This window comes from Reyranella sp., assembly GCF_004297265.1.
In the GTDB taxonomy this organism is placed as follows: Bacteria; Pseudomonadota; Alphaproteobacteria; order Reyranellales; family Reyranellaceae; genus Reyranella.
Genome location: NZ_SCUT01000014.1, coordinates 45,033 through 71,015, shown reverse-complemented (window position 1 = coordinate 71,015; position 25,983 = coordinate 45,033). Strand labels below are relative to the sequence as shown.

At 66.3% G+C, this 25,983-nt stretch carries 27 protein-coding genes; 16 read left to right on the top strand and 11 right to left on the bottom strand.

The window, feature by feature from the left end; genetic code table 11:
* The first annotated feature begins 9 nt into the window (after positions 1-9).
* Positions 10-828, top strand: a complete 819-nt coding sequence (locus EPO41_RS05305) for a GntR family transcriptional regulator (protein ID WP_296321452.1) — start codon at positions 10-12, stop codon at positions 826-828.
* Positions 825-2,129: an NtaA/DmoA family FMN-dependent monooxygenase gene (locus EPO41_RS05300; RefSeq protein ID WP_296321449.1), complete on the top strand. Its 1,305-nt coding sequence runs from the start codon at positions 825-827 to the stop codon at positions 2,127-2,129. Before EPO41_RS05305 ends, EPO41_RS05300 begins: the two co-directional genes overlap by 4 nt.
* 7 nt (positions 2,130-2,136) lie before the next feature.
* On the opposite strand, the gene EPO41_RS05295 is transcribed toward EPO41_RS05300, so the two are convergent.
* Both EPO41_RS05295 and EPO41_RS05290 read right to left on the bottom strand, forming a co-directional pair.
* On the bottom strand, positions 2,137-2,934 hold the full coding sequence (locus EPO41_RS05295) for an alpha/beta fold hydrolase (RefSeq protein WP_296321446.1): 798 nt from the start codon (positions 2,932-2,934) through the stop codon (positions 2,137-2,139).
* A 41-nt stretch (positions 2,935-2,975) separates the two neighbouring features.
* Entirely contained in the window at positions 2,976-3,287 is a 312-nt protein-coding gene (locus EPO41_RS05290) for a non-heme iron oxygenase ferredoxin subunit (protein ID WP_296321443.1), read from the bottom strand.
* A gap of 206 nt (positions 3,288-3,493) precedes the next feature.
* Here EPO41_RS05290 and EPO41_RS05285 point away from each other — a divergent pair, with 206 nt between their 5' ends.
* The 4 genes from EPO41_RS05285 to EPO41_RS05270 are packed head-to-tail and all read left to right on the top strand — an operon-like array spanning position 3,494 to position 7,375.
* The gene (locus tag EPO41_RS05285; protein ID WP_296321440.1) at positions 3,494-4,663 is read left to right on the top strand and encodes an aromatic ring-hydroxylating dioxygenase subunit alpha; all 1,170 of its coding nucleotides are present in this window, start codon (positions 3,494-3,496) and stop codon (positions 4,661-4,663) included.
* A 10-nt stretch (positions 4,664-4,673) separates the two neighbouring features.
* The gene (locus EPO41_RS05280) at positions 4,674-5,300 is read left to right on the top strand and encodes a flavin reductase family protein (RefSeq protein WP_296321437.1); all 627 of its coding nucleotides are present in this window, start codon (positions 4,674-4,676) and stop codon (positions 5,298-5,300) included.
* 24 nt (positions 5,301-5,324) lie between these two features.
* Positions 5,325-6,362: a hypothetical protein gene (locus EPO41_RS05275; protein WP_296321436.1), complete on the top strand. Its 1,038-nt coding sequence runs from the start codon at positions 5,325-5,327 to the stop codon at positions 6,360-6,362.
* Positions 6,363-6,370: 8 nt separating this feature from the next.
* Positions 6,371-7,375 (top strand): FAD-binding oxidoreductase, encoded by a 1,005-nt coding sequence (locus EPO41_RS05270; RefSeq protein ID WP_296321432.1) that lies wholly within the window; start codon positions 6,371-6,373, stop codon positions 7,373-7,375.
* Here EPO41_RS05270 and EPO41_RS05265 read toward each other — a convergent pair.
* Positions 7,357-8,403, bottom strand: a complete 1,047-nt coding sequence (locus EPO41_RS05265) for a LysR family transcriptional regulator (RefSeq protein ID WP_296321429.1) — start codon at positions 8,401-8,403, stop codon at positions 7,357-7,359. The two genes, EPO41_RS05270 and EPO41_RS05265, sit on opposite strands and share 19 nt — an antisense overlap.
* 141 nt (positions 8,404-8,544) lie before the next feature.
* Between EPO41_RS05265 and EPO41_RS05260 the strand changes: the two genes are divergently transcribed.
* The 5 genes from EPO41_RS05260 (at position 8,545) to EPO41_RS05240 (ending at position 13,148) form a co-directional block, all read left to right on the top strand.
* A complete protein-coding gene (locus EPO41_RS05260; protein ID WP_296321427.1) occupies positions 8,545-9,588 on the top strand; it encodes an ABC transporter permease in 1,044 nt (347 codons plus the stop codon).
* Position 9,589: 1 nt separating this feature from the next.
* Positions 9,590-10,372 carry an ATP-binding cassette domain-containing protein gene (locus tag EPO41_RS05255; protein WP_296321424.1) on the top strand — a complete coding sequence of 261 codons (783 nt, stop codon included), beginning with the start codon at positions 9,590-9,592 and terminating at the stop codon, positions 10,370-10,372.
* A gap of 45 nt (positions 10,373-10,417) precedes the next feature.
* Positions 10,418-11,479, top strand: a complete 1,062-nt coding sequence (torT, locus tag EPO41_RS05250) for a TMAO reductase system periplasmic protein TorT (RefSeq protein ID WP_296321422.1) — start codon at positions 10,418-10,420, stop codon at positions 11,477-11,479.
* A gap of 171 nt (positions 11,480-11,650) precedes the next feature.
* Complete coding sequence (locus EPO41_RS05245) at positions 11,651-12,130, top strand: Hsp20/alpha crystallin family protein (RefSeq protein WP_296321419.1); 480 nt, start codon at positions 11,651-11,653, stop codon at positions 12,128-12,130.
* A gap of 34 nt (positions 12,131-12,164) precedes the next feature.
* Entirely contained in the window at positions 12,165-13,148 is a 984-nt protein-coding gene (locus EPO41_RS05240) for a zinc-dependent alcohol dehydrogenase family protein (protein ID WP_296321416.1), read from the top strand.
* A 14-nt stretch (positions 13,149-13,162) separates the two neighbouring features.
* On the opposite strand, the gene EPO41_RS05235 is transcribed toward EPO41_RS05240, so the two are convergent.
* The 5 genes from EPO41_RS05235 to EPO41_RS05215 are packed head-to-tail and all read right to left on the bottom strand — an operon-like array spanning position 13,163 to position 18,815.
* The gene (locus tag EPO41_RS05235) at positions 13,163-14,782 is read right to left on the bottom strand and encodes a long-chain fatty acid--CoA ligase (protein ID WP_296321413.1); all 1,620 of its coding nucleotides are present in this window, start codon (positions 14,780-14,782) and stop codon (positions 13,163-13,165) included.
* Between the two features lie 11 nt (positions 14,783-14,793).
* Entirely contained in the window at positions 14,794-15,693 is a 900-nt protein-coding gene (locus EPO41_RS05230) for a hypothetical protein (protein ID WP_296321410.1), read from the bottom strand.
* 17 nt (positions 15,694-15,710) lie between these two features.
* A complete protein-coding gene (locus EPO41_RS05225; protein WP_296321407.1) occupies positions 15,711-16,463 on the bottom strand; it encodes a glucose 1-dehydrogenase in 753 nt (250 codons plus the stop codon).
* Positions 16,450-18,192: an acyl-CoA dehydrogenase family protein gene (locus tag EPO41_RS05220; RefSeq protein ID WP_296321404.1), complete on the bottom strand. Its 1,743-nt coding sequence runs from the start codon at positions 18,190-18,192 to the stop codon at positions 16,450-16,452. Before EPO41_RS05220 ends, EPO41_RS05225 begins: the two co-directional genes overlap by 14 nt.
* Positions 18,189-18,815, bottom strand: a complete 627-nt coding sequence (locus EPO41_RS05215; protein ID WP_296321402.1) for a TetR/AcrR family transcriptional regulator — start codon at positions 18,813-18,815, stop codon at positions 18,189-18,191. The genes EPO41_RS05220 and EPO41_RS05215 overlap by 4 nt, the downstream gene beginning before the upstream one ends.
* Before the next feature lie 156 nt (positions 18,816-18,971).
* Between EPO41_RS05215 and EPO41_RS05210 the strand changes: the two genes are divergently transcribed.
* Positions 18,972-19,691, top strand: coding sequence for a CBS domain-containing protein (locus tag EPO41_RS05210; protein WP_296321401.1), 720 nt, complete (start codon positions 18,972-18,974; stop codon positions 19,689-19,691).
* A gap of 11 nt (positions 19,692-19,702) precedes the next feature.
* On the opposite strand, the gene EPO41_RS05205 is transcribed toward EPO41_RS05210, so the two are convergent.
* Positions 19,703-20,413 carry a YbaY family lipoprotein gene (locus tag EPO41_RS05205; protein WP_296321399.1) on the bottom strand — a complete coding sequence of 237 codons (711 nt, stop codon included), beginning with the start codon at positions 20,411-20,413 and terminating at the stop codon, positions 19,703-19,705.
* Between the two features lie 222 nt (positions 20,414-20,635).
* Here EPO41_RS05205 and EPO41_RS05200 point away from each other — a divergent pair, with 222 nt between their 5' ends.
* A complete protein-coding gene (locus tag EPO41_RS05200; RefSeq protein ID WP_296321397.1) occupies positions 20,636-21,229 on the top strand; it encodes a hypothetical protein in 594 nt (197 codons plus the stop codon).
* A gap of 4 nt (positions 21,230-21,233) precedes the next feature.
* Here EPO41_RS05200 and EPO41_RS05195 read toward each other — a convergent pair whose 3' ends face one another.
* Both EPO41_RS05195 and EPO41_RS05190 read right to left on the bottom strand, forming a co-directional pair.
* The gene (locus tag EPO41_RS05195; protein WP_296321394.1) at positions 21,234-21,923 is read right to left on the bottom strand and encodes a protein-L-isoaspartate(D-aspartate) O-methyltransferase; all 690 of its coding nucleotides are present in this window, start codon (positions 21,921-21,923) and stop codon (positions 21,234-21,236) included.
* Positions 21,924-21,972: 49 nt separating this feature from the next.
* Positions 21,973-22,410, bottom strand: coding sequence for a universal stress protein (locus EPO41_RS05190; protein ID WP_296321392.1), 438 nt, complete (start codon positions 22,408-22,410; stop codon positions 21,973-21,975).
* A 168-nt stretch (positions 22,411-22,578) separates the two neighbouring features.
* On the opposite strand from EPO41_RS05190, the gene groL reads away from it, so the two are divergent.
* From groL to EPO41_RS05175, 3 genes are all read left to right on the top strand, one after another.
* Positions 22,579-24,204 carry a chaperonin GroEL gene (gene groL / locus EPO41_RS05185; protein WP_296321390.1) on the top strand — a complete coding sequence of 542 codons (1,626 nt, stop codon included), beginning with the start codon at positions 22,579-22,581 and terminating at the stop codon, positions 24,202-24,204.
* Between the two features lie 10 nt (positions 24,205-24,214).
* The gene (locus EPO41_RS05180; protein WP_296321388.1) at positions 24,215-25,327 is read left to right on the top strand and encodes a hypothetical protein; all 1,113 of its coding nucleotides are present in this window, start codon (positions 24,215-24,217) and stop codon (positions 25,325-25,327) included.
* 106 nt (positions 25,328-25,433) lie between these two features.
* Complete coding sequence (locus EPO41_RS05175) at positions 25,434-25,946, top strand: host attachment protein (RefSeq protein ID WP_296321386.1); 513 nt, start codon at positions 25,434-25,436, stop codon at positions 25,944-25,946.
* Positions 25,947-25,983 lie beyond the last annotated feature (37 nt).

Genomic DNA, 25,983 nt, shown 5'->3' with positions numbered 1-25,983 from the left:
GGAGAGGAAATGCGTCGAGATCCGGTTCCAGCCTACTACAGGATCTATCAGGTACTGAGTGAGCGCATCGCCACGCGCGTCTACAGGCTGGGCTCCCAGCTTCCGACCGATGCCGAGCTGATGGCCGAATTCGGCGTCAGCCGTCACACCGCGCGTTCGGCGGTGGAGGAGCTGGTGTCGCGCAAGCTGGCGCGCCGCTTTCCCGGTCGCGGTACCTTCGTACTGGAAAGCGACCCCGAGAGCCGCGACTGGAGCGCGCGCGCGCTGGAGGATCTCAGGATCCACGATCCCGACGCGAAATTCGACCTGCACGGGATCGACCGCCTGCCGCCGCACGCCGACGAGCGGGTGGCAGCGCTGCTGCAGGTGCCGTCGAACGAGCGCATCCTGCGTGTTTCCTGGAGTCGCGTGCGGCCAACCGGCCCAATCGCCTTCTGCAGGGCGTATCTGCCCCAGGATCTGGCGGCGCGACTGCCGTCCGACATTGCCGAACAGATGCGGTCGGCGCGGGTCATCCCGCTGATCGAGAAATACTGTGGCGTCCAGGCATTCCGCGTGCAGCAGGCCTCCTCGGCGGTCGCCGCCGACGCCGAACTGGCCAAGCGTCTCGCGGTCGAGCCGGGTGGCCCGCTCCTGCTGCTGCAGCGTACCTACTTCGATATCGAGGGCGTGGCGATCTACTACTCGGATCTCTATGTCCGCTCCGATCGCCTGGTTCCGAAGATCGAGCTCTTCCGCCATCGCCGGCAGGTCGATTTGGCGCGCCCCGTGCCGGCCGGCCCGGAGGCCGCGATCCCCAATCATCGTAGCGTGAGGTCTCAGTCATGAAGAAGCCGTTCCATCTGGCGTGGTTCCTGTCGCAGGGCTATGGACCGAAGAGTTGGCGCAGCGAGTTTCCCGGCAGCGACGTCGATCGCTGGATGATGCCGGATATCTTCGTCGACCTGGCGAAAGGCATGGACCGCGCCTGCTTCGACTACATGATCATCGAGGACAGCTCGAACGTGCCCTACACCTATCAGGGCTCGCACAATTCGTACCTCCAGTATGCGGCGAGTGCTCCCAAGCTCGATCCTGCCGTGCTGGTGCCCTATCTCGCGATGGCGACCAAGACGGTCGGCATCGTGCCCACCCTGTCGGTGTCGGAGTATCCGCCGTACCTGCTGGCGCGCCTGGTCAACTCGCTCGACCATACGACCGAGGGCCGCATCGGCTGGAACTGCGTGACCGGCAGCAACGACGGCGCGGCGCAGAATTACGGCCACGAGAAGCACCGGCCGCACGACGAGCGTTACGACGTGGCCGACGAGTTCGCCGACGTCGTGACGAAGCTGTGGGAGGCCTGGGAACCGGATGCGGTCGTGCTCGACCGCGAGAAGCCGATGTTTGCCGACGGCTCGAAGGTCCATGCCATCCATCACGAGGGCAAGTACTTCAAGGTGCGCGGGCCGATCAACGCGCCGCGCTCGCCGCAGGGACGGGTGCCGATCTGCCAGGCCGGCGGTTCGCCGCGCGGCCAGCAATTCGCGTCGAAGTGGGCCGACACCATCATCACCGAAGGCGGCGGCAGCATTGAGAGCATGAAGGCCTATCGCGACAAGGTTCGCCGGCAGGCTGCCGAATATGGCCGCAATCCCGACGACATAAAGGTGCTGTTCTTGGCCCATCCGATCGTCGATGTCAGCATGGAGGCGGCCCTTGACCGCGGACGGATGGAAGCCGCCGAGGCCGAGAAGCATCTCGACCTGCATCTGTCGGGCATGTCGCGGCTGACCGGTATCGATTTCTCGAAGTTCGACCTCGACGAGCCGCTGCCTTCACATCTCACGACCAACGGCCACCAGTCGTCGCTCGCCAAATGGATCGGCAAGACGCCGCGCTCGATCCTGCAGAGCTATTCGCGCAAGGGCGGCATCGACTTCACGGGCACGCCCGACTACGTCGCCGGCCTGATGGAGGAGATCATGCAGGAGGTGGGCGGCGACGGCTTCCTGATCTTCAACAGCTATTTCGACCGCCGCTACATCATGGAAGTCTGCGACGGACTGGTGCCGGAACTGCAGCGCCGCGGCGTGACCCGCAAGCAGTACGCGCACAAGCACCTGCGGGATAACCTGCTGGAGTTCTGATCCGCTGCTAGGCGGGGACACCGGGTCGCGCCTCGACCGACTGCAGGAAGCGCAGGAGCAGGCTAGCGACGAGATCCGGTGCCTCGACGAGGACCGAATGCCGAAGGGCAGGAAGAATGACGAGTTCGGACCTGGGTAGCGCCGCTGCGATCTTCTCGTTGAGGGCAGGATTGCAGCCCGGGTCGAACTCGCCGGTCGTCACCAGCGTCGGCGCGGTGATCTCGTGCAGCCAGGGGCCCATGTCCGTGGTGGCGAACACCTTGTAGGTCTCGCGGTAGACCCGCTGGTCGGCGTTCAGCATCTGCTGCTTTCTCATCTCGACGACCTCGGGGTGATCGCGCCGGAATTCGTCGGTGAACCAGCGGCCGAGCATCGTGTCGAGAATGCCCGGCATGCCTTCCGCATAGAGCTTCTCGACGAATTTCGCGCCATTTGCCTTCGCCTCGGGGCTGCGGAACGCGGCCGTGCAGATCAGGCCGAGGGATTTGACGTGCTGCGGATGGGTGCGGGCATAGGTGGGCACGATCATGCCGCCGAGCGAATGGCCGACGAAATGCGCCTGCTCGATGCCGAGCTCCGCCCGCAACGCCTCCAGGTCCGCGGCGAATTCGTCGAGGCCGAGCGGTGCCGTCGCGCCCTCCGAGGCGCCGTGTCCGCGGAGATCGTAGGAGATGCAGCGGAAGTGTGGCGCGAGCCTGGCGATGACGCCGTCCCACACCTGGCGCCGGGCGCCGACGCCATGCGTCATGAACAGGGCGGGACCTTCTCCCGTGATCTGATAGTCGACGCGAACCGGCTGAACCATGGAGGGACCTTTCTCGGGGAACGGAGTGTGTGGCGCGAACGTCAGCTCAGGGCCACGAAGATGTCGGTACCCTCGACCTTTACCGGAAAGGTTCTCAGCGGCACTTCGGGCGGGCCTTCGACGACGGCGCCGGTGCGGATGTCGAAGAACGCCTGGTGGAGGGGGCACTCCACGCACCCCTTCTCGATATATCCCTCCGAGAGGAAGGCGAACTGGTGGGTGCATATGTTGGCGGTGGCGAAGTAGCCGTCCTCGAGGCGGAAGATGGCGATCTCCTCGCCGCCCACCTCGACGCCGATCACGTCCTTGTCGGCCAGCGCGCTCGTCTCCGCCGCCTTGTGCCAGGTCGCCATTCTTCCTCTCATCAATCGGTGTGATATCGATATGATTAATATCGATGGTCTCGATGTATGGTAGGAAGATAGACCACTCCGCCCCGTGCGCCGTCAATTCCGTTCGGCGTCAGTCATCAATGGAAACGATATTGATATAGATCGTATCGATTTGAGCGGAGAAAGCAGGGGCGTCATGCTTGGCGGAGTAGCAAGAGGGCCAAGCAATGGACAGCACGACCAAGACAGCGGGTGGAATCGAAACGTCGTACGCCAAGACCCTTCTGCCCGTCACGCAGGCTGCGCACCCGACCGGAGAGATGTATCACGATCCTGCCGTGCTGGAGCGCGAGAAGCAGGTGATCTTCGGCGAGGACTGGCTCTGCATCGGTCGCGCCGAGGAGATCGCCAATCCGGGCGACTACAAGACGTTCCGCCTCGTCGAGCAGCCGGTCCTCCTGTGCCGCAAGTCCGACGGGACGATCGCCGCCTATTCGAATACCTGCCTCCATCGTGGAGTCGAAGTCGCCACCGGCGCCGGCAACACGAAGGAATTCACCTGCCCGTATCACGGCTGGCTCTACAATCTCGACGGCCAGTTGATCGGCGCGCCCTACATGCGCGACTCCGAAGGCTTCGACCGCAAGAACTGTAAACTGCCGGCGCTGCCGTGCGAGACGTTCCAGGGCTGGGTGTTCGTCTCCCTGAACAAGACACCCGAGAAATTCGAGACATTCATCGCCGAGTTCGCCGAGAAGTTCGGGTATCTCGACATGGAGCCGATGCGGCTCGGCATCCAGCGCGACATCCCGCTCAACTGCAACTGGAAGCTGATGGTCGAGAACTTCATCGACTTCTATCACATCGGCGTGCTGCACAAGGACACGATCGGCCGCTACATGAAGACGACCGACGTGCCCTACGAGACGCGCAAGCGCGGCCAGGTCTTCATCAACGAGTATGATGCGGGCTCGCACACCAAGTCGGGCGAAGTCTTCGTCGAGCCGATCCCGGCGCTGAAGGACAAGCCGCCGCGCTTCTCGCAGGCCGGCGTCCTCACGCCCAACGTGAACTTCTTCGTGCGGCCCGACTATGTGATGCTCTACTCGTCCTGGCCGGTCGATGCCAACACGATGATCATGAAGCAGTTCATCGTCTTCCCGAGGCATATCGTGGAGTCGCCGGGCTTCCCCGAGGTGAAGCGCCAGTTCCTCGAGATGAGCGACAAGATCCTCGGCGAGGACTTCGCCATGGTCGAATCGCTGCAGAACGCGTCGCGCGCCAGGCATTTCGTGCCCGGCCGCATGAGCCGTCTCGAGAAGGGCGTGCAGCACTTCATCCTGCACAATCTCGACCGCATCTACGGCGAACGGCAGATGGCCACCGCGGCCGAATAGGGCCCGGACGATGTTCTACGAATGCGCGCGCAACGACCATGGATTGCCGCATAATCCGCTGAAGCAGTGCGTCGTGCCGCGGCCCATCGGCTGGGTGTCGACCGTCGACGGCAGGGGGCGGGTGAACCTGGCGCCGTTCAGCTTCTTCAATCTCGTGAGCGAGAGCCCGCCGCTGGTGATCTATTGCCCGGTCGGCGCCCATTCGGAAGGAGGCGAGAAGGATTCGCTGCGGGCGGTGCGCGATGTCGGCGAGTTCGTCGTCAACGTCGCGACCTGGGGCCTGCGCGAGGCGCTGAACGTGTCCTCGGCGCCGGCGGGGCGTGACGTCGACGAATTCGAACTGGCGGGACTGACCAAGGAGCCGTCGCAGCTCGTGCGTCCGCCGCGCGTGAAGGAATCGCCCCTCCACCTGGAGTGCCGGCTGGTCCAGGTGATCTCGATGCCCGGCTCGTTCGGAGGCGTCGCCAACTGCATGGTGCTGGGCGAGGTGCTGGGCGTCCACATCCGCGACGATCTCCTGCAGGACGGGCTCCTGAAGATCGACCGGCTCGAGCCGATCGCGCGGCTCGGCTACCAAGAATACGCCGTCGTGCGCGAGACGTTCACCATGCCGAGACCCACGCGCGTCGCCGTCTGAGTGCCGCAAGCCAAGGGAGTGCCCATGTTCACGTCGAAGCGGCTGCTGCGAGCGGCGGACAATCTGGTCAACAAGCATTTCGCGGTGGGCAATGGCGAGACCGTCCTCATCACCGCCGACACGGCGACCGAGGGCAGGCTGATCCAGGCCGTCGCCGATACGGTGATCCAGGCCGGCGGCAAGCCGCTCATCGCCATGGCGCCGCAGCTGCCCTTCCAGGGCGGGCTGTCGGACCCCTACGTTTCCGACGCCCTCAAGGCCGCGGCGATTGCCTGCGACGTCTGGTTCGACTTCTGCTTTCCCTACCATGCAGGATCGGGCGCGCACTCCGCCGCGATGGACGCCAATCGCTGCCGCTATGCGTTGCTGGCGCTCGCCGAGGCGGACAGCTTCGAGCGCCTCTATGGTTGCGTCGATTTCGCGACGATGATGGATTTCAACGTCGCCCTGGCTGAATTCTTCGCCGAGGCGGCGGGCCAGCAGGTGCGCTTCACCTGCCCCAAAGGCACGGACGTCACGCTGACGCTCGACAAGCTGAAGATGATCCGACAGCGCGTCTGCCAGAGCCCGGGCATGAACACCGTGCCGGGTACGCAGAGCTTCTATCCGGTGATGGACAGCGTGAAGGGCAGGATCGTCATCCAAGCGCTGTTCGACGAGTATTATCGGACGCTGCGTGAGCCGATCACCATCGAGGTCGACGGCAAGATAAAGGGCTTCACCGGCGGCGGCACGGAGGACCGGCCGAGCTTCGGACGTGCCCTGCGCCGGGCGGGCGGAAAGGGCGACTATGGCTATTTCGTCCATTTCACCCTGGGTTTCCATCCCGGCACCATGCTCACCCAGCGGCAGTTCATCGAGGACATCCGCGTTCCGGGTTCGAACGCGATCGGCATGGGCCTCCCCTGGTGGGAGCCGGGTGGCGGCGAGAATCATCCCGACGGCATCGTCCTCGATCAGTCGCTCTGGGTCGGTGACGTCCAGCTCGTGAAGGACGGCGATTTCGTGGGTCCGGGCCGGCTCGCCAAGCTCCACGACGCCCTCTCGCGGCGGCTCGACTAGGACGCCGCGTGGCGTACCGGATCCACGAAGATCGGCTCGGCGCCGCTTTCGACTGCGCGGCCGACGACGCACTGTTGCGGGCGGGTCTGCGCGCGAGACTGCCGCTCGCCTATGAATGCAATGCCGGCGGTTGCGGCAGCTGCAAGTTCGAGCTGCTCGACGGCGAGATCCTCGACACCTGGCCGGCGGCGCCCGGCCTGTCGGAGCGCGACCGCGGCCGCCATCGCCATCTGGCGTGCCAGTCTCGCCCCGCCTCGGATTGCCGCATCAGGATGATCGGCCGCGGCGAGGCCTCGGAGGCACCAACGCCGGAGCGGGTGGGCGCCATCCTCGAAGCGGTCGAGGATCTCACGCACGACATGCGCGAGTTCCGCTTCCGCACCGACCGGCCGGCAAACTTCCTGCCCGGCCAGTATGCGTTGCTGTCGCTGCCCGGCCTGGGATCGACGCGCGCCTATTCGATGTCGAACGTCGCCAACGATACCGGCGAATGGCAGTTCATCATCCGGCGCGTTCGCGATGGCGTCGCGACGTCGCTTTTGTTCGACCTGCGTCCGGGCGCCCGTGTCACGCTCGATGGACCCTATGGCCACGCCTACCTGCGGACCGCCGCGGCGCGCCACGTCGTTTGCATCGCCGGCGGCTCCGGCCTGTCGCCGATGATCGGCATCGCGCGCGGCCTGGATCGGCTGGGCCCGCAGCATGGCGGCAGCCTCGACTTTTTCTATGGCGGAAGATCCGCCGACGACATCTGCGGCGAGATGATGTTGCGGGACCTCCCGCGGCTCGGCGGCCGGCTGCGCTTCCATCCCATCGTCTCGAACGAGGATTCGCGATGGACCGGCCGAACGGGAATGGTGCACGAGCTGGTGGCCGACCTGCCGGACGAGACCTTCAGCCATGCCGACTTCTATCTGGCGGGGCCGCCGCCAATGGCGGAGGCGGTCGTGTCGCTGCTGGCCCGCGGCCGGTCCGTGCCGGCGGATCGGATTCACTACGACCGGTTCTTCTGACCCTGGCGTGTGCGTGTTGCGGCGGGCGGTGCAAAGGACAGGCCGAGCGCCTGCGGGTAGGTCCGCTCCTTCAGCGGGCGGGCGTCCACCAGTTCCTTCACGACGTCGATCAGCGACTGCTCGACCCGGCTGGGCTGCACGCGTGGGTTGGTGATCATGAAAACGTCTACGGGCATCATCGGCTTGTAAGGGGGAAGCCGCCACAGCAGCCCGTCCTTTTCGTCGCGCGCCGCGATGTGGATGGGGATCACGCCGATTCCGATGCCGGCGATGATCATGCGCCGGACTTCCTCCATGTGGTTCGAGACCGCGGCAGCGGGTTCGGCGAGCTGCATTTCGGCATGGGCATCGGCGATCGTCTGGAGCGTGTAGGCGATCGTCGTTGGACGATAGTAGCTGACGGAAGCCTCGTTGCGCAGTTCGGCGGCGGTGACGTCACGGCGGCCGAACAGCCGGTGCGTCGGCCCGCAATAGAAAGCGCAGTGCTCGCGGAACAGGTGAAAGCACTCGAACTGGTCGGGCGTCTGATAGAGCGGCGTGATGGCGAAATGGATCGTGCTCGCCGCCATCGCCTTCATGATGTCGGGACTGGACATGACCGTCGTGAGAAACGTGGCCTTGGGGTGCCGTCGGTGGAACTCCGCGAAGGCCCGGTTGAGCAGGGGGCTTGTCATGTGGCTGGCCATCGCGAGATGCACGGTGCCGGTAAGTTCCCCGCTGAGATCGGCGATGAGCAGCGAGATGCGGTCGATGCCGTTGGCGATCTCGCGGGCCTCCCGGTAGAGGACCTCGCCGGCCGGGGTCAGGGCGAAGTTGGTCGGACCGCGCGTCGCCAGCTTGCAGCCGAGGCGTTCCTCGAGTTTCTTGAGGGCCGCACTCACTGCGGGCTGACCGCGGCCCAGCACGTCGGCGGCGCGGGAGAGGCTTTGCTGCTCGGCCACCACGACGAACATGTGCAGCAGGTTCCAGTTGATCTTCCTGGCGAGCCCCTCGATCGAGCGGACTTGGTGCGCGGGTTGCTTGGACATCTGACTCCTGTGCGCTATCGGAACTGAGTATCAATATTATTGTTTTCGTCATTGAAAATATCAATTTGCCTCATGCAGCCCGCCTGTAGGCTAATCGGGAAAAGATCAAGGGGATGGCCGTGGTAAGTTGTAGAAAAGACGATGTCTGAGCGCATCGCCGTGGAGCAGAAATTCCTGCCCGATCTGCTGGGACGTCTTTCCAGCCTCGCACGCAGGATCTTCCTGGCAGGCGGTATCCTGCCGATCGTCCTCGTCGTCGCCATCGTCGGCTTCGCCATCGCCGAGCCGCGGTTCCTCACCTACAACAATCTCTTCAACGTCGCCCGGGCGTCCAGCTTCCTGGTCGTCGTCAGCATGGGCCAGATGCTCACCCTGCTGGTGCGCGGCATCGACATGTCGATCGGCTCGACCGAGGCGCTGGTCAGCGTGTGCGTCGCGCTGGTCATGGCCACGGTGCTCGCCGGCGATCCGAACGCGCCCTGGCTCGCCATCGCCGCCGGCATCGGCGCGGGGATGGCCATCGGCGCCGCGGTCGGTGCGATCAACGGGATCGGCATCGCCGTCTTCAACGTCAACCCGTTCATCATGACCGTGGGCATGCTCTCGATCCTGTCGGGCATCGCGCTGACGGTCAGCGGCGGCATGCCGATGTACGGCATGCCCAAGCAGTTCGGCGAGGTCTTCGCCTACGCCGCCCCGCTCGGCATCCCGGCGCCCGTATGGGTCGCCGGCGGCGTCTTCCTGATCATGTACTACATCCTCAACTGGACGCCGTTCGGCCGCCGCATCTACGCGCTCGGCGGCAACATCGTGGCCAGCCGGCTCGCGGGCATCAGCACGCGGCTCCACATGGTGATGGCCTATGTCATGTGCTCGGTCATCGTCGCGGTCGGCGGCGTCCTGCTGACGGCGCGGGTCGGCACGGGCGAGGCGACACTGGCCAGCACGCATGTGCTCGAATCGATCACCGCGGTGGTCATTGCCGGCGTCTCGTTCTTCGGCGGCATCGGCCGGGTCGGCAACGTCGTGCTGGGCGCCTTCTTCGTCACACTCGTCACCAACGGAATGAACCTGCTGCGCGTGCCGAGCTACCAGCAGCTCATCGTGCTGGGCGTCCTCCTCATCCTCGCGGTGGTGGTCGACCAGGTGCGGATCAAGATGATGCAGCAGGTTCGGGCGGAATAGCATGGATCAGGTCCTCGCACCCTCACGCCCCGCTGCGGGCGGCACGTCGCTCCTCAAGGCCTCCGGCATCGTCAAGTCGTTCGGCGGCAACCGCGCCCTGAACGGCGTCTCGCTCGACGTGCACGAGAACGAGATCATGGCGCTGGTCGGCGACAACGGCGCCGGCAAGTCCACCCTGGTGAAGATCCTGTCCGGCGCCGAAGTGCCGGACGAGGGAACCATTCACGTGAGCGGACGCCTTGCCGCCATCCAGAGCCCGCACGACGCGCACGATCTCGGCATCGCCACGTTGCACCAGAACCTGGGTCTCGTGGACTGCTTCGACGTCCCGCAGAACGTGTTCCTCGGCCGCGAGCTGTCGACGAAGATCCTCGGCGTGCTGCCGCTGCTGCGGCGTGCCGAGATGGTGGAGCGCACCAAGGCGCTGCTGCGCGAGCTCGACATCCGCATGCCTTATCTCGACCGCCCGGTCAGCACCATGTCGGGCGGGCAGCGTCAGGCCGTCGCCATCAGCCGGCTGCTGCTCGGCGACATCAAGCTGATCATCATGGACGAGCCGATGGCGGCGCTGGGCGTTCACGAGGGCCAGAAGGTTCTCGACCTCATCCAGCGCCTGTCCCTGCGCGGCATCTCATTCCTCATCGTCAGCCACAACATGGAGCATGTCATGAGCATCTCCAATCGCGTGGCCGTGCTCAAGAACGGAAATCTGGTCGGCGTGGTGCCGACGGAGAGAACGACCCGCCAGGACATCACGTCGATGATCATCCATGGCCGGGTCTAGGGGAGCCATTATCCCGAGTCGGGATATAGCAGTGGGAGCCGTGTCATGAGGAAGATCTCCGGAATTGCGTTTTCGGCAGTGCTGGCAATGCAGGCAGGTGCGGCGCTCGCGGCCGACGACTGGACGGCCGAGCTGATGGTCGACGAGAAGAATCCGACGGCCGTCTACAAGCCGCTTCCGGTCGGCGCACTGACCAAGCCGTGGAAACTCTGCGTCGCCTTCCCGCACATGAAGGACGCCTATTACGTCGCCAAGGACTATGGCGTGATGATCGAGGCCAAGCGCCAGAACGTCTCGGCCACCATCATGGCGGCCAACGGCTATGACGACGTCGCCGGCCAGATCCAGCAGATCGAGGATTGCGTCGCCGCCGGCGGCAATGCCGTGCTGGTCAACGCCGTCTCCAAGTCGGGCCTGAACGGCATGATCGAGGAGCTCACCCGCAAGGGCGTGCCGGTGCTGGATCTCGGCAACGGCGTCACGACGGACAAGATCGCGGCGGCGGCGCTCGCCCAGTACTATTACGCGGGCGCGACGGCCGGGAAATACCTCGCGGAAACCTATCCGGCCGGCTCGGGCAAGAAGAAGATGGTCTGGCTGGCGGGCCCCGCCGGCTCGCAGTGGGTCGAAGACGCGGTGAAGGGCATGAAGGCCGCGATCGCCGGCTCCGACGTCGACCTGGTCAAGGTCATCTACGGCGACACCGGCAAGGCCACGCAGATGAAGCTGCTGGAAGACGCCCTGCAGACCTATCCCGATCTCACCATCATCGGCGGCGTGGCGCCGGCGATCGAGGGCGCGATGGAGATCGTCAAGGAGCGGGGCCTCAAGGACAAGAAGCTGATCGCCTTCTACTCGACGCCGCCGATCGAGCAGGCCGTGCGCGACGGCATCGTCATGGCGACCGTCAACGACAACAACCTGCTGGGCTCGCGGATCAGCGTCGACCAGGCGCTGCGCCTTCTGGAAGGCAAGCTCGAGGTCAAGGTGGCGAGCCGCAAGTTCAGCATCATCGACGGCAAGAACGTGAACACCTACGATCGGGCGACGCTGATTGCGCCGGACGGATTCAAGCCGGTGTTCAAGATCGACGCCGTCAAGAAGTAGCGATCCGCACGCCCCAGCGTCATCCAAAGCATGGGAAGGGCCGCATTCGCGGCCTTTTTCATTCGTTCCGCCAATGTGACGCCGGAGCAGGGTTGATCTCGATCAAGTCGCGTCGGCGCGGAAGCCGGTATCAGGGACCTGCAATCACAGCAAGCCGGGAAGGAGGTTCCTATGACAGATGCAAAGTCCCTGACGACGCCGCGTAGCGCACTGCCGTTCGGCGGCGATTTCGACCAGGTTTTCAACCGCATGATGCGCGGCTGGCCGTTCGGCTGGCCCGAAATGGCGCCCAGCTCGGCGCCCAAGGCGCTGCAGGTCTTCGATCACGTTCCCAAGGTCGAGGTGAAGGAGAACGGCAAGGCCTACACCGTGACGGTCGAACTGCCCGGTCTCGACGAGAAGGACGTCAAGGTCCAGGTCGAGGACGACGTCCTCACCATCTCCGGCGAGAAGAAGGTCGAGCAGACCGACGACAAGACGCACTACACGGAGCGCAGCTACGGCTCCTTCACGCGCGCCTTCACGCTGCCGGCGGATGCCGATCGCGACGGGATTTCCGCGAAGTTCGCCAAGGGCGTGCTGGAGCTGGAAATCGCCAAAACAGCGAATCCGCCCGCCCAGGTCAAGCAGGTCGCCATCAAGGCCGCCTAGGCTCCGTCACCGCAAAGGAAGAGGGAGTCCTTCCTTGAAGGCCATGGTTCTCTCTTCCCCCGGCGGGTCGCTCCGGCTCGAGGAGCGGCCCGAGCCGCGGCCCGGCCCCGGCGACCTGCTGATCAGGGTCGAGGCCTGCGGCGTATGCCGCACCGATCTCCACATCCTCGACGGCGACCTCTCGGGAATCCGGCATCCGATCGTGCCCGGGCATGAGATCGTGGGCATCGTCGAAGCCGTGGGCACGGGCGTGCCGGCGATACGGTTGGGCACGCGCGTCGGCGTGCCGTGGCTGGGCGGGACCTGCGGCCATTGTCCCTACTGTGCGTCGGACAGAGAGAATTTGTGCGATCGCCCGGTCTTTACCGGCTTCAGCAGAGATGGCGGGTTCGCAACCCATGTCGTGGCCAGTGCGGACTTCTCCTTTCCGCTGAAGGGCTTCGATGACCCGGTGGCCGCGGCGCCGCTGCTGTGCGCCGGACTGATCGGCTGGCGGTCTCTCAAGCTCTGCGGCGACGCGCACCGGATCGGGCTCTACGGCTTCGGCGCCGCCGCCCATATCATCGCCCAGGTTTGCCGATGGCAGGGGCGTGAGGTCTTTGCCTTCACCAGGCCGGGAGATTGTTCGGCGCAAGCGCATGCACGTTCGCTCGGGGCGACGTGGGCCGGCGGCTCGGATCAGACCCCGCCGCAGCCTATCGACGCGGCCATCCTGTTCGCGCCCGTCGGCGACCTGGTGCCGGCAGCGCTGAAGGCCGTTCGCAAGGGCGGACGCGTGGTCTGCGGCGGCATTCACATGAGCGACATACCGGCCTTTCCCTACAGCCTGCTCTGGGAAGAGCGGCAGATCCTTTCGGTCGCCAACCTCACGCGCCAGGACGCCAGGGAGTTTCTTGCGCTGGCACCGCTGGTGCCGGTGAAGACGACGACGACCGTCTACCCGCTGGCGGCCGCCAACGAAGCCCTCTCTGATCTGCGTTCGGGCGCCTTCCAGGGCGCGGCGGTGCTGATGCCCTGATCGACCGGGTTGCGTTAGCCGCCGATCAGGTGATTGCGGAAGCGGTCGCGCAAGGCGATCTTCGAGACCTTGCCGGTCGCCGTCATGGGCAGCGCATCGACCGCCACCACATCGTCGGGCAGCCACCATTTGGCGATGCGCGGCTGCAGATGATCGAGAACCTCCTGCCGTGTCGGCGGATGCTCCGGATCGGCGACGATGATCAGCAGGGGCCGCTCCTCCCACTTGGGATGGTAGGCCGCGATCACGGCCGCCTGGCGCACGCCGGGCACGTCGCAGGCCAGATTCTCGATCTCGAGCGAGCTGATCCACTCGCCACCGGACTTGATGACGTCCTTGGTGCGATCGGTGATGCGAAGATAGCCGTGGCCGTCGAGCGTCGCCACGTCGCCGGTCGGGAACCATCCGGCATCGTCGAGGACATCGGCGTCGGCGCCAAAATAGCCCTTCGCCACCCAGGGACCCCGCACCCACAAGGCGCCCTGGGTCTTGCCGTCGTGCGGCGCCGGGACGCCGTCCTCGCCGACGATGCGGACATCGAGGCCCCAGCGCACGCGACCCTGTTGCGCCAGCACGTCGGCGCGTTCGGCCTCGGGGAGGGCGGCAACCGGCGGGGTTGGCGTGGCGATCGTGCCGAGCGGGCTGGTCTCGGTCATGCCCCAGAGCTGCAGCACGGTGCAGCCGTGGCGCGCCAGCTCATCGATCATCGCGCGCGGCACCGCCGAACCGCCGATGCCGGCGCGCGTCAGCGGGGCGATGCTCTTGCCGGTCCGGCGAAGATGCTCGAGCAGCATGGTGAAGATCGTCGGCACGCCCACCGTGAAGGTCGCGCGTTCCCTGGAGATCAGGTCCTGCAGGCTTTCGCCGTCGATCCTCGCACCCGGCAGGACCAGCTTGGCGCCGGTCATCGCGGCCAGGTACGGAAAGCTCCAGGCATTGGCATGGAACATCGGCGGGATGGCGAGCAGCACGCTTTCCGCCGAGAGGCCGAAGGATCCCGGCTGGCAGGCGGAGAGCGCGTGCAGCACGGTCGAGCGATGGGAATAAAGCACGCCCTTGGGGTTGCCCGTCGTGCCGGACGTGTAGCACAGGGTCGATGCCGTGCGTTCGTCGAACGACGGCCAAGCATAGGCTTCTGTCCCTTCTGCCAGAAAGGTCTCGTAGTCCACGGCCTGGGGAAGGCCGTCGCCGGCGAGGGCGTCCCGTCCGCCCAGCACGACGTATCGCGTCACCTTGCGCAGGGCAGGGACCAACGGCGTGATCAGCGGCACGAACGCCGGATCGACGAACAGGATCCGGGCGCCGCCATGATCCACGATGTACTCGATCTGCGCAGCGAAGAGGCGCGGGTTCACGGTGTGCAGCACCGCCCCCATGCCCGACACGCCGAAATAGAGTTCGAAGTGCCGGTGGTGGTTCATGGCCAGGGTGGCGACACGGTCCCCCGGCCGCACGCCGGCCGCGCTCAGGGCGGCGGCCAGCCGCCGCGCACGGCGCGCGGCCTCGGCGTAGCCGTAACGGTGCTCCGATCCGTCGTCCTCGCGCGAGACGATCTCGGCGTCAGGGTGATAGCGCTCGGCGTAGTCGAGCAGGCCGCTGATGAGAAGCGGCACGTCCTGCATCAGTCCCAGCATGGCGCGTCTCCTCAGGCGAAGGCAAAGCCCATGGTGCGGCCGTAATAGTGGAGGCCGCCGTCCTGGACGATCAGGGCGAGCGCGACGTCGTCGTCCGTCACCATGCCGTCGGTTGCCGCATTGCGATGATCGTGCTCGACGCCGGCCGGCGTCAGCAACGTGACGTGTCGCGTCCAGGGAAACGTCCTGCCGCCGATCGTCGACGTGCATCGGGACTCGTTCAGGGCCAGCACGATCGCGGCGGCGTTGTGGCGATGCCGGCGCTGGGCCTCGCCGGGCCGCACCGCGTTGAGGGTGAGCGTCATCGACGGCAGGCAGGTGCCGAGCGCTTCGGTACGCTCGGTCGTCATGAACAGGGCGCGTCCCGGCGTATCCGGCCCGATGGGCCGGTCGTAGAGCGCACGAAGCTCACGGGCGACGTCATCGGCCCGGTAGTGCGTGCATTCGATGGGTGCGCGCTCGACGCGTTCGGGGCGCACGCCTTCGAAGGCCAGGATCGGCTCGTCCGTTGCGACCCAGAGAACGGCATCCTCCTCGGCCCGCCATGTCGAGACCACGCCGCCCGGCAGGGCGAACATGTCCCTCTCCCGCCATTCCAGCGTTTCGCCGCCGCGCTGCAAGGTTCCGCGTCCGCGCAGGATGGCCCACATCTCGCCGCTCGCCGGGAGCGTGCAGGGCAGTTGCTCCCCCCTGCGGACGCGGGCGTAGCGCGCCAGCATGAACGGCGTCGTCGCGGCATAGGCCGTGCCGAGCACCGCGGAGAGGTCGAGCGGCGTGAAGCCGGTCGGCGCATCGTCGGCAAAGGCGCGGGTCGTCTCGGCAACGAAGGCCTGCGGCTCGATCGGCGGCCGCTCGATGTTGAAGCCTCTTTCGACTGGCAGGTAGCGGGCGCGCTGCGCGTGAACTGACATTACGGGTCCTCCCGAAATCACAGCGCCATGAAGCCGCCATCGGTGCACAGCACGTGCCCGACGACGAACGAGGCGGCATCGGAAGCCAGCCAGAGGACGGCTTCGGCGACTTCCTCGGGCCGGCCCATACGGCGCAGCGGCAGGCCGGCCGCGACGGCGCCCATGTCCATGATCTTCGACGAAAGCATCATGTCGGTGACGACGCGTCCCGGCGCCACGGCATTGATCCGGACGCCGTCCTGTGCGTACTCCATTGCGGCAGACCGGGTCAGCGAGAGCACGGCCGCCTTCGACGCCGAGTAGAGCGCCAGTCCGGGATTTGGATTGCGCATTCCGCTCACCGACGCATTGACGACGATGGCGCCGCCGCCCTGCTGCGTCATGATGCGAATCTGGTGCTGCAGCGACAGGTAGACCGACTTGACATTGGTGTCGAACACGCGGTCGTAGAGCGCAGAGTCCTGCTCGGCCAGGGGCGCGCGGGGCTCCTGGTAGCCAGCATTGTTGAACGCGACGTCGAGGCGGCCGTAGGTCTCCAGGATCGTGCGGTGCAGGCTCTCCAGCTCGTCCGGACGGGTGACGTCGGTCGCAATGAATCGAGCGCCGGCACCGGTCCCGGCCAGCGCCGCCACGGCCTTTTCGCCTTCATCGCGCCGGCGTCCCGCGATCACCAGCCGGGCGCCGCAGCGGCCAAAGGCATTGGCGGTCGCCAGTCCGATGCCGGTCGCGCCGCCGGTGACCAGGACGACCTTGTCCTTAAAGTCCGGCATCGCCCGCCTCGGCCGATGGGGCCATCCGCGCGCGTTCGACGATGGCGCGCTGGTCGAAACCGGCTGGCAGGCTGCCATAGACGGCGCCGCCATCGTCGTTCAGCCGCGTCGCGCAGAAGGCGTCGGCCACGGCCGAGGGGGAAAAGCGGATGAGCAGGCTCGCCTGCAGCGCGACCGCCATCTTTTCCACGATGCGGCGCGCCCGCGCCTCGTGCTCCTCCGGCCGACGCAACTCCGCCTCGAGGCGGTCGATCGTCCGGTCGAGGTGCCGGTCGCCGCCCTCGGCCAGTCGCACCTCGTCGAGGAAGGCGGGCACGCTCTGCGGCGACCTCGCGGCGGCGCGCAGGACATCGAGCGCAATGATGTTGCCACTGCCTTCCCAGATGCCGTTGAGCGGCGCCTCGCGATAGAGCCGCGCCATCGGTCCCTCCTCGACGAAGCCGTTGCCGCCGTGGCACTCGAGGGCCTCGTGCACCACGCCGACGGCGCGCTTGCAGTTCCAGTATTTGCCGACCGGCGTGCCGATGCGTACCAGCAGGGCGGCCGCCGCATCGCCGGCCTGTTCGTCGTCGACCGCGCGCGCCAGTCTGAAGGCGAGCAGGGTGGCCGCCTCGACTTCCAGCGCCATGTCGGCGATCACGTTCTGCATCAGTGGCTGGTCGATCAGCGAGCGCTGGAAGGCGCGCCGTCCCGTCGTGTGGTGGATGGCTTCGGAGAGGGCGCGGCGCATCAGGCCGGCCGACCCGATGGCGAAATCAAGCCGCGTCAGATGGGTCATGGCCAGGGCCGCCTTCACGCCCTGGCCTTCTTCGCCGACCAGCCAGCCGAGCGCGCCACGATACTCGATCTCGCTCGAGGCGTTCGACTTGTTGCCGCACTTGTCCTTGAGGCGCTGGATCATGAGGCGATTGCGCGAGCCGTCGGACAGCCAGCCCGGCAGGAGGAAACAGGAGAGGCCGCGATCGGTCTGCGCCAGGGTGACGAAGACGTCGCTGTGGGGCACCGAGAAGAACCACTTGTGCCCGTCGATCAGGTAGGCCTCCCCCGGCCCGCGTCGTGGCCCGGCGGGGCGCGCGGTGGTTTGCGTCGCGCGCAGGTCCGAGCCTGCCTGCTTCTCGGTCAAGGTCATGCCCACCGTGCCGCCGGTCTTGGCATGCAAGGGGGCGGGGGTCGCGTCGTATCGTGTCGAGAGGATGAAAGGCTCCCAGACCGAGGCGAGCTCGGGCTGCAGGCGCAGCGCCGGGACCGCCGAGTAGGTCATGCCGAGCGGGCAGCAAATGCCGTTCTCCCCTTGATTCCAGAGGTAGGACAGGAGGCCCCGGGCGACGTGGGCGCCGGGTTGACGGGTCGTCCAGGCCAGAGAATGTGTGCCGTGGCCGATCGCCAGCGACATCAGCTCGTGCCATGCCGGATGGAATTCGATCTGATCGATGCGGTTGCCGAAGCGGTCGTGGCTCCTGAGTTCGGGCAGGACGCGGTTGGCGTCGCGCGCCAGTTTGGCCACGTGTGCGCTCGCCACCGTTGCGCCGGCGTCGGTCAGCAGCCCGTCCGCCCAGCCGAGCTTCTCGCGGCGGGCGATCTCGGTCAGCAGGCGGTCGCCGGTGAAGGCGTTGTGGCCGGTGAGCGGCGTCGCCTGGTTCATCACCTCATGCGTGGCGTAGCCTTCCGACGGCAGGGAGGGAAAGCGCCCGAACGGGTCGGCGGTCATGGCTGCTGCACGTTCGTTCATGGCTTTCCTGCCGGGGAGCCCACGCTGGCGCGCAGGCAGAACTGGGTGATCTGTTCGATCAGGTGCTTGTTCGCGCGCGAACCTGTGCCTTTGGCCGGCGCCAGCGGGCCGATCAGCGCCTCCATGAAGGCGCCGACGATGCACGCGGCGGCGACCGCGGGATCGAGCCGCGGAAAGATGCCGCGCATGATGCCCTCGCGCACGATGCGGTCGAAGCAGTGCGCGAGCTGCGCCCGGTATTCGAGACGCACGGCCTCGACTTCGGGATCCACCGGTTCGGCGATCAGGGCATAGGCCAGGCGACGGCCGCGGAGGGCCCGGCTGGCAAACGTGTGGATGGCTGCAGACAGCTTCTCGATCGGCGGACTCTTCCGGTCGGCCACGGCCTTCACGATCCCGACCTCCCGGGCGGAGACGGTCGCCACGATCTCCACACACAGCTCGGTCTTCGACGGCCAGTAGCGATAGACGGTACCGGTCGCGACGCCGGCCTTGTCCGCGACATGATCCATCTGGGCGGCGGCCCATCCGCCTTCGGCCACGAGATCGCGCGCAGCCTTCAGGATGCGCGCGCGCTTGTCCGCCAGCCGTTGGGCGGCGTTCTCCGTTCGCCGGTAGACCACATTCCCTCGCTCAAAAGGATGAACATAGGTTCACTATTTTAGTAGTGAACCTCAGTTCATATCTTGATGTCAAGCGACCGTCCGTTGACGTCCTCACCGGCGACCTTTTGACATGGCGCAATGCGACCCGCTGCAACCGACGCGATTGTCAGACCCGTGGAGCACCAAAAGGAGCTGGAAATGCGCGCCAAGGACATCATGACCGAAAGCATCGTCTGCGTGAACGTCAAGGAAACGGTATTCGACGCCGCCGAACTCCTGCTCGGGTCGGGGGTGAGCGCGGCGCCGGTCGTCAATGACCAGGGCAACGTCCTTGGAATCGTGAGCGAAGCCGATCTCATCCATCGCGCCGAGATCGAAACGGCCCCGCGGAAGTCCTGGCTGCAGCGCCTGCTCGGCAGTGAAGCGACGGCCGCCAGGGATTTCGTCTCCACGCATGCCCGGAAGGTCGCGGACGTCATGACCCGCGAGGTCGTCACGGCCAGCGACGAAGCCACCTTGGGCGAACTCGTCGAGCTGATCGAGAAGCACCGCGTGAAGCGCATCCCGATCGTGCGGGATAACAAGCTCGTGGGCATCGTGAGCCGCGCCAATCTGCTCGGCGCACTCCTGTCGCGCGAGCCGGAGGGGGCCGTTGGACTGCCCGACGACAAGCGGCTCCGCGAGGCCGTCGTCGAGGTGTTCGACAAGCAGGCCTGGAAGTCGCGGTGGCCCGTGAATGTCGTCGTCAGCGACGGCGTGGTCCATCTCTGGGGCTTCGTCGAAGGCGAGGAAGTCCGGAAGGCCTACCGCGTGGCGGCCGAGAATGTTGCCGGCGTGAAGAGGGTCAAGAGTCACCTGCGCTCGATGCCCGCCGCTGTCGGCATGGGCGTCTAGGGCGGGGTTTGTCAGGGGCCTTTGGCTTCGGGTTTTTCGAGCACGAGGACGACCGGGGCAAGGAGTTCCCGGTCGGTCAGGACGCGAGGACTTGGCAGCCGGTACTGGACCTGACGGGACATCAGTAGCCGCGCCGTGAGGATCAGCTTGCGTCCTTCGGATGAGAACGTCCCAGGCAGGCGCAGGGCGAAGGGAATCGGAACCTGCCAGCCGCTGCGCACCACCTGTTCGGCAAGCAGTTCGCCCTCCGCCGAACGGGCGACGTCGAACAGCTGGATCTGCAGCTCCACACCCCGTGGCAGCGGGGTCTTCTCGGCCAGTGTGGCCGTGCCGCTGACGACCGTCGCCGGCGGCAGGGCATCCCCCAGGTTGGGCATGAGGTGGCTGGCGTAGAACATCAGGGCCTGCCCATTGACGTCGAGTACGCAGGTGAAGCGGAACGGGACCGAGGTGCCGTTCCGGCGGTGCCGCGATCCGGTTCCCGTCACCGTGGTCATGATCGGCTGGATTCCCACCGCCTCGTCCGTTCGTTCGATCGAGAGCCAGGGAACACCGTCGAGGGCGAGCAGCCCGAAAGCTGCGTCCGACTGCCGAGTCTCCAGGCCGGCCTTCCCGGCGCACCGGGAGAGCATCGGGGTGGAGATGCCACCAATAGGGTCCGCCAGCGCGGGATGGACGATGGAAGCGGCGAGCAGGGCGGGAAGAAGCCGATGGATGGACACGGGACGGCCCTCAGCAGGCGAATGGCGGATTTCGATGGCTCAGCCTGCCTGCCTTTCGTGCCACTTCATTGACCTGCATCAACGGGTGAAGGCGATCCGCCGACCCGGCGCCGGTTTGATCTGGATCAGCCCTGGTCACGCGAATCCCGGCTAGCGTGAGGTCGAACGCGGGAAGGATCATCCATCATGCAGGCTTTGCGACGGATTGTGCGAACGGCCCTGATGGCAGGCCTCGTGACCAGGCTGTGCCTCGTCCCGGTTCTCGCGGGTGGCTTGGACGTGAACGCGGGCTGGACCGCAGAGCAGGGTGTCGACGCGCCGAGCTACGCGGTAATCGAACCGCGCAGCCGCAATCTTAATCTCGACGTCGTGGTGCTCGCCTGCGAACAGGTGGATGACGGCCGCGTCCTGCAGCTCCAGCTCTATTTGACGAACGATGGCCCCTTGATGCCCGACGGCGTGGCGGCGGGACGGGCCAAAGCCGACCCGCGTGCCGAGATCGTCATCGACGACCATGTCTTTCCGGTCGGTCTGCTGTTCGCCGAAGACCATGTCGTGCTGAGCGATGAAACCCGGGAAATGTTCCCGGGCCTTTCAGAGCACCTGCTCGATGCAATCGAGCAGGGAACGACGATGCGGCTGAACTTCGACCTCGTCGCCGAACCGGTGGGGCGGCCCGAGGCCTTCGACGGCGGGGCGGTGGTCGACCTTCAGGCCGGCCCTGCCGGAACGCGCGGCAAGGTCGTTGCCGCGGTGCGCCGCTGCGCCACGGGGCCGGCGCCACAGAACGTCGCGCTTGCGAGCCCGCGCCGCTGACCCTTCAGGGGAGATCGATCGAGCCTCGCGCGTCGCCTTCGGGCCAACCCTGTGCGCCAACGAGCGGAACGAACCGCACCGGCTCGAGGTGATCCATCCGGTCGTGGCCGTCGCCTGCCCTGACCACCCGGACGAGCATCTGCCCCTTGTCCTTGTCGGCCACGGGCATGACCAGCCGTCCGCCCGGGCGGAGCTGAGCCCGTAGGGAGGGCGGGATGCCCGGCCCGTGGGCGGTTGCGACGATCGCATCGTAGGGGGCGGCGCGATCCCAGCCCAGCGTGCCGTCGCCTTCGACCACGTCCACGCTGTCGTATCCCAACCGCCTGAGCGTCTCGCGGGCTGCCCTGGCCAGGGCCGGAATGCGCTCGATCGTATGCACGGCGCGGGCGATGTGGGCGAGGACGGCGGCGCCGTAGCCCGAGCCCGTGCCGATTTCCAGCACGCGCTCGCCTCCCTCCAGTCCCAGGGCTTGGAGCATCGCGGCGACGATGTAGGGCTGCGAGATGGTCTGACCCTCGCCGATGGCGAGTGGTTGGTCGGAATAGGCGGCCGGGCGGCACTCCTCGGGCACGAAGGCCTCCCGCGGAACGTGAAGCATGGCGTCGAGAACGCGCCTATCGTGAACGCCCCGGCCGGCAATCTGGTCGCGAACCATGCGTTCGCGGGGCTCGAGATACGGATTGATCCATTTCATCGCGCGACCCTCCGCCCGCCGCAACCTGAGCGGCATCGATAGCCGATCCTCAACGATAGACGAGGACCGGTATGGAACTGTGCGTCAACACCTTCACGGTTTCGCTTCCGAGAATCAGGGCGGCGGCGCCGCGGCGACCATGCGAAGCCATGGCGATCAGGTCGCAGCCCTTCGCCACCGCGGTGTCGATGATGGCCTTGTACGGCATGGCATGCTCGACGTGGATTGCCTCACACGGGACGCCGAGCACCTCGGCTTGCCGCTTCGCTCCCTCCAGGCAGTGCTCGGCGGCTTCTCCGGCATGCTTCGCGTAGGCGGACCGCGTGTCCGCGAGCTGCGTGCTGTCCATGGAGAAGATGTGGAATGGCTCCATGACGGTGATGACGGTAACCTTTGCCTGGGCGTCGCGAGCCAATTGCAGGGCTTTCTGAATGGCCATCGTCGAAAGCGCCGAGCCATCCGTGGGAATGAGGATATGCTTGAACATGTTCTGATCCTCCCGATTGCAACCTTGGAATGATATCGCAGCAGGGATGCTCGCTTATTGACATGGATCAATCCTTCCGGCGGTGGCGCGGATTGACATAGATCAGGTCGGGCTGAGGCGACCCAGTCTAGCCTGCATCGACAGGCAGCTTCGAATCGGAGGACAGTCATGGCCTTCAAGCATGTGATGTTCCGTGCGGCCGCGCGCGAGAAGATTCTGCGCGGCGCCACTCAACTGGCCGATGCCGTTCGCGTCACCCTCGGACCCAAATCGAAATCGGTGCTCATCCAGAAGAGCTGGGGCGCGCCGCTGGTCTGCAACGACGGGGTGACCATCGCCAAGGAAATCCAGCTCAAGGATCCGGAAGAGAACCTCGGCGCCCAGATGCTGCGGCAGGCGGCGGAGCGGACCGCCGAAGTGGTCGGCGACGGCACGTCGGGCTCCACGATCCTGGCGCACGCGTTGCTTGCCGACGGCGTGCGCAACGTGACGGCCGGCGCGAGTGCCATCGACATCAAGCGCGGCCTCGATCGCGCCGCCCGGGCGGCCGTCGGCGCGCTGAAGCTTATGTCGCGGCCCGTGACGACACGGAAGGAGAAGGCGCAGGTCGCAACCATTTCCGCCCACAACGACGTGGCTATCGGGGAGATGGTCGCGGACGCCATGGAAAAGGTCGGCAATGACGGCGTCATCACGGTCGAGGAATCGAAGACGACGGAGACGGTGCTCGAGGTCGTCGAGGGCATGCAGTTCGATCGCGGTTTCCTGTCGCCCTACTTCATCAACAATCCCGAGAGGATGGAGGCGGCCTTCGAGGATGTCCGCATCCTTCTGTGCGACCACAAGATCGCCGCACTGAAGGACATGCTCCCGCTTCTCGACCAGATGGTGAAGACGGGGCGTCCTCTCCTGGTGATCGCGGAGGACATCGAAGGCGACGCGCTTGCCACGCTGATCGTCAATGGGCTGCGTGGCGCCCTGCGCTGCTGCGCGGTGAAGGCGCCGGGATTCGGCGACCGGCGCAAGGCGATACTCCAGGACGTTGCCGTCCTGACTGGCGGCAAGGTCATTTCGGAGGAACTCGGCCTCAAGCTGGAGGGCGCGTCGATCGACGACCTCGGCACGGCCAAGCGCGTCGTCATCGACAAGGACCGCACGACGATCGTAGGCGGCGGCGGCGCCCGGGATGCGATCGACGCGCGGGTCGCGGCCATCCGGCGTGAGATCGAGTCGTCGACCAGCGACTACGACAAGGAGAAGCTGCGCGAGCGGCTCGCCAAGCTGTCGGGCGGCGTCGCCGTGATTAAGGTCGGCGCGCCCGCCGAGTCCGAGATGAAGGCCAAGAAGGAAGCTCTCGACGACGCCATCAGCGCCACCAAGGCGGCGGTGGCGGAAGGCATCGTTCCCGGGGGTGGCCTCGCCCTCCTGCGCTGCACCGAGGCCGTTGCGGCCGAGGAAGCCAAGGCGGAGGGTGACGAGCGGACGGGCATCCAGATCCTGAGGCGTGCCCTGGAGGCGCCCGCCCGCCAGATCGCGGAGAATTCGGCCGCGGACGGCGGTGTCGTGGTCGCGCGGATGCTGGAATCGAAGGGCAACCAGGGTTTCGATGCGGCCCGCAAGCAGTATGTCGATCTCGTCGAGGCCGGCATCATCGATCCCACCAAGGTCGTGCGCATTGCGCTGGAGAACGCCGTCTCGGTCGCCAGCATCCTGCTGCTGAGCGAGGCGACCATGACCGAGATCGCCGAACCGAAGAAGGAACACGAGCGGGAGGTCGAGCCGGGCCTGATGTAAGGTGCGGCGGGTGAAGTCACTCGTGGACGAGACGGGCGTAGCCGCAGCGGGTGACGCCGACCTGCACGTTCGCTTCCGTGCGGCATCTCCCATCACATTGCACGATCGGACATGCTGGCGTACCGACGGCAACAGCCCGGTCAGGATCGGCCAGGATTCGGCGGTGGCCTTCTTTTCCCGTTACGACCCCATCGGGCACACGCTGAGGCGGGTCGGGCGACGGGATCTCGTGTTCGATGAGCCGCCAGTTGCGGTGACGTTCCGTGACGATCCCGAGCCCCTGATCGGCAAGTGGATCGAAGCCATCTGGCAGGAGCCCGGTGGCCCCCTCCATGGGTGGTTCCACGCCGAAACACCGGCGTGCGGCACCGGGAAGCTCTTCATGCCTCATATGGGCCGAGCCCGATCGGACGATGGCGGGTTGACGTGGCGCTACGGCGGCGACCTCCTGCGCCTGCCACCGGCGCTCGCCGACCGCTCTTGGCGAAATGGATTCTTCGCCGGCGGCTATGGCGACCTCAGCGCGCTGCCGGATCGTGCCGGCCGGTCGATCTACGTCTTCTTCTCCAGCTACCATCCCGACGAGTTTGCGCAGGGAATAGCCGTGCTGCGCCTGCCGATCTCGGACCTCGCGGCACCGCCCGCGCTCTGGACCGGGGAAGGCTGGTCGACGGACGAAAGGCTGCCGCCTAAGCCAATCTGGCCGATGCGGCGCGGTTGGTGCCATGCCGATCCCGACGGCTTCTGGGGGCCGGCGCTGCACTACAATCGCACGCTCGACGCCTTCGTCATGCTGCTCAACCACACCGCCGGCGGCGCCGGTGACCTGGTGCAGGAGGGCGTCTACGTCAGCCTCAGTCGCGATCCGGCGGATCCGGACTCCTGGAGCCCGCCACTGCAGATCGTGCAGGGCGGCGCCTGGTATCCGCAGGCCGTCGGATTGGAGGAAGGGGACGGGGATACCATCGTCGGAAGCGTAGGCCGATTCTTCATGGCCGGTTTCTCGGCCTGGACGATCGAGTTCTCGCGTGCCGTCGGCGGACCGCCGGCCGATCGGCCGTTGACCTGTTCGGCGCAGCAGTTCGCCGCGCTGTTCGGTGCCGACCGTCGGTGCCCGTGGTGATCTGCTCGCGTGGATGGTTGACGCAGATCAAGTACACCGGCCCGCGCTGGCATAGTCTTTTGCAGGAAGTCACTCTTTCCCGATTCTCATTGATAGGCGAATGATCATGGCCACGCGAAGCACGAAGACATGGATCGTCGTCGCCGACGGCGCCCGCGCCCGTATCTTCAGTCCGGACAGGAAATTGGGAAAGCTCGTTCCGGCCGGCCCTTCAGATCTCGTGGCGCCGGCGAGCCGGCAGCGGACACGCGACCTCAAGAGCGACCGGCCCGGCCGCGGTTTCAATGCCGCGCGCAGCGGCGCCCGACACGCATTCGAGCCGCCGCACGATTATCACAAGCTCGAGAAACACAGGTTCATGGCGACACTTGCGGGGGTGCTGGAGGAGGCCCGCGGCCGTGGTGCCTTCGACGATCTCATCCTGGTGGCGCCCCGACGCAGCCTCGGTGAGTTGCGCGGCCTCCTGGCGAGGCAGGTCCTGGACTGCATGAGCCACGAAGTGGCCAAGGACCTCACCGGCGAGCCGCCCAGCAGCCTGCGCCGCCGGCTGCAGCCTGTGCTCACCGGCAAGCTCGGTTCCCCGCCCAGGATGACCGCCGCCGACCTGAAGCGACGGTGACGCCCGTCGGCAAGTTCGGGCGGAGTCCGATTCTCTC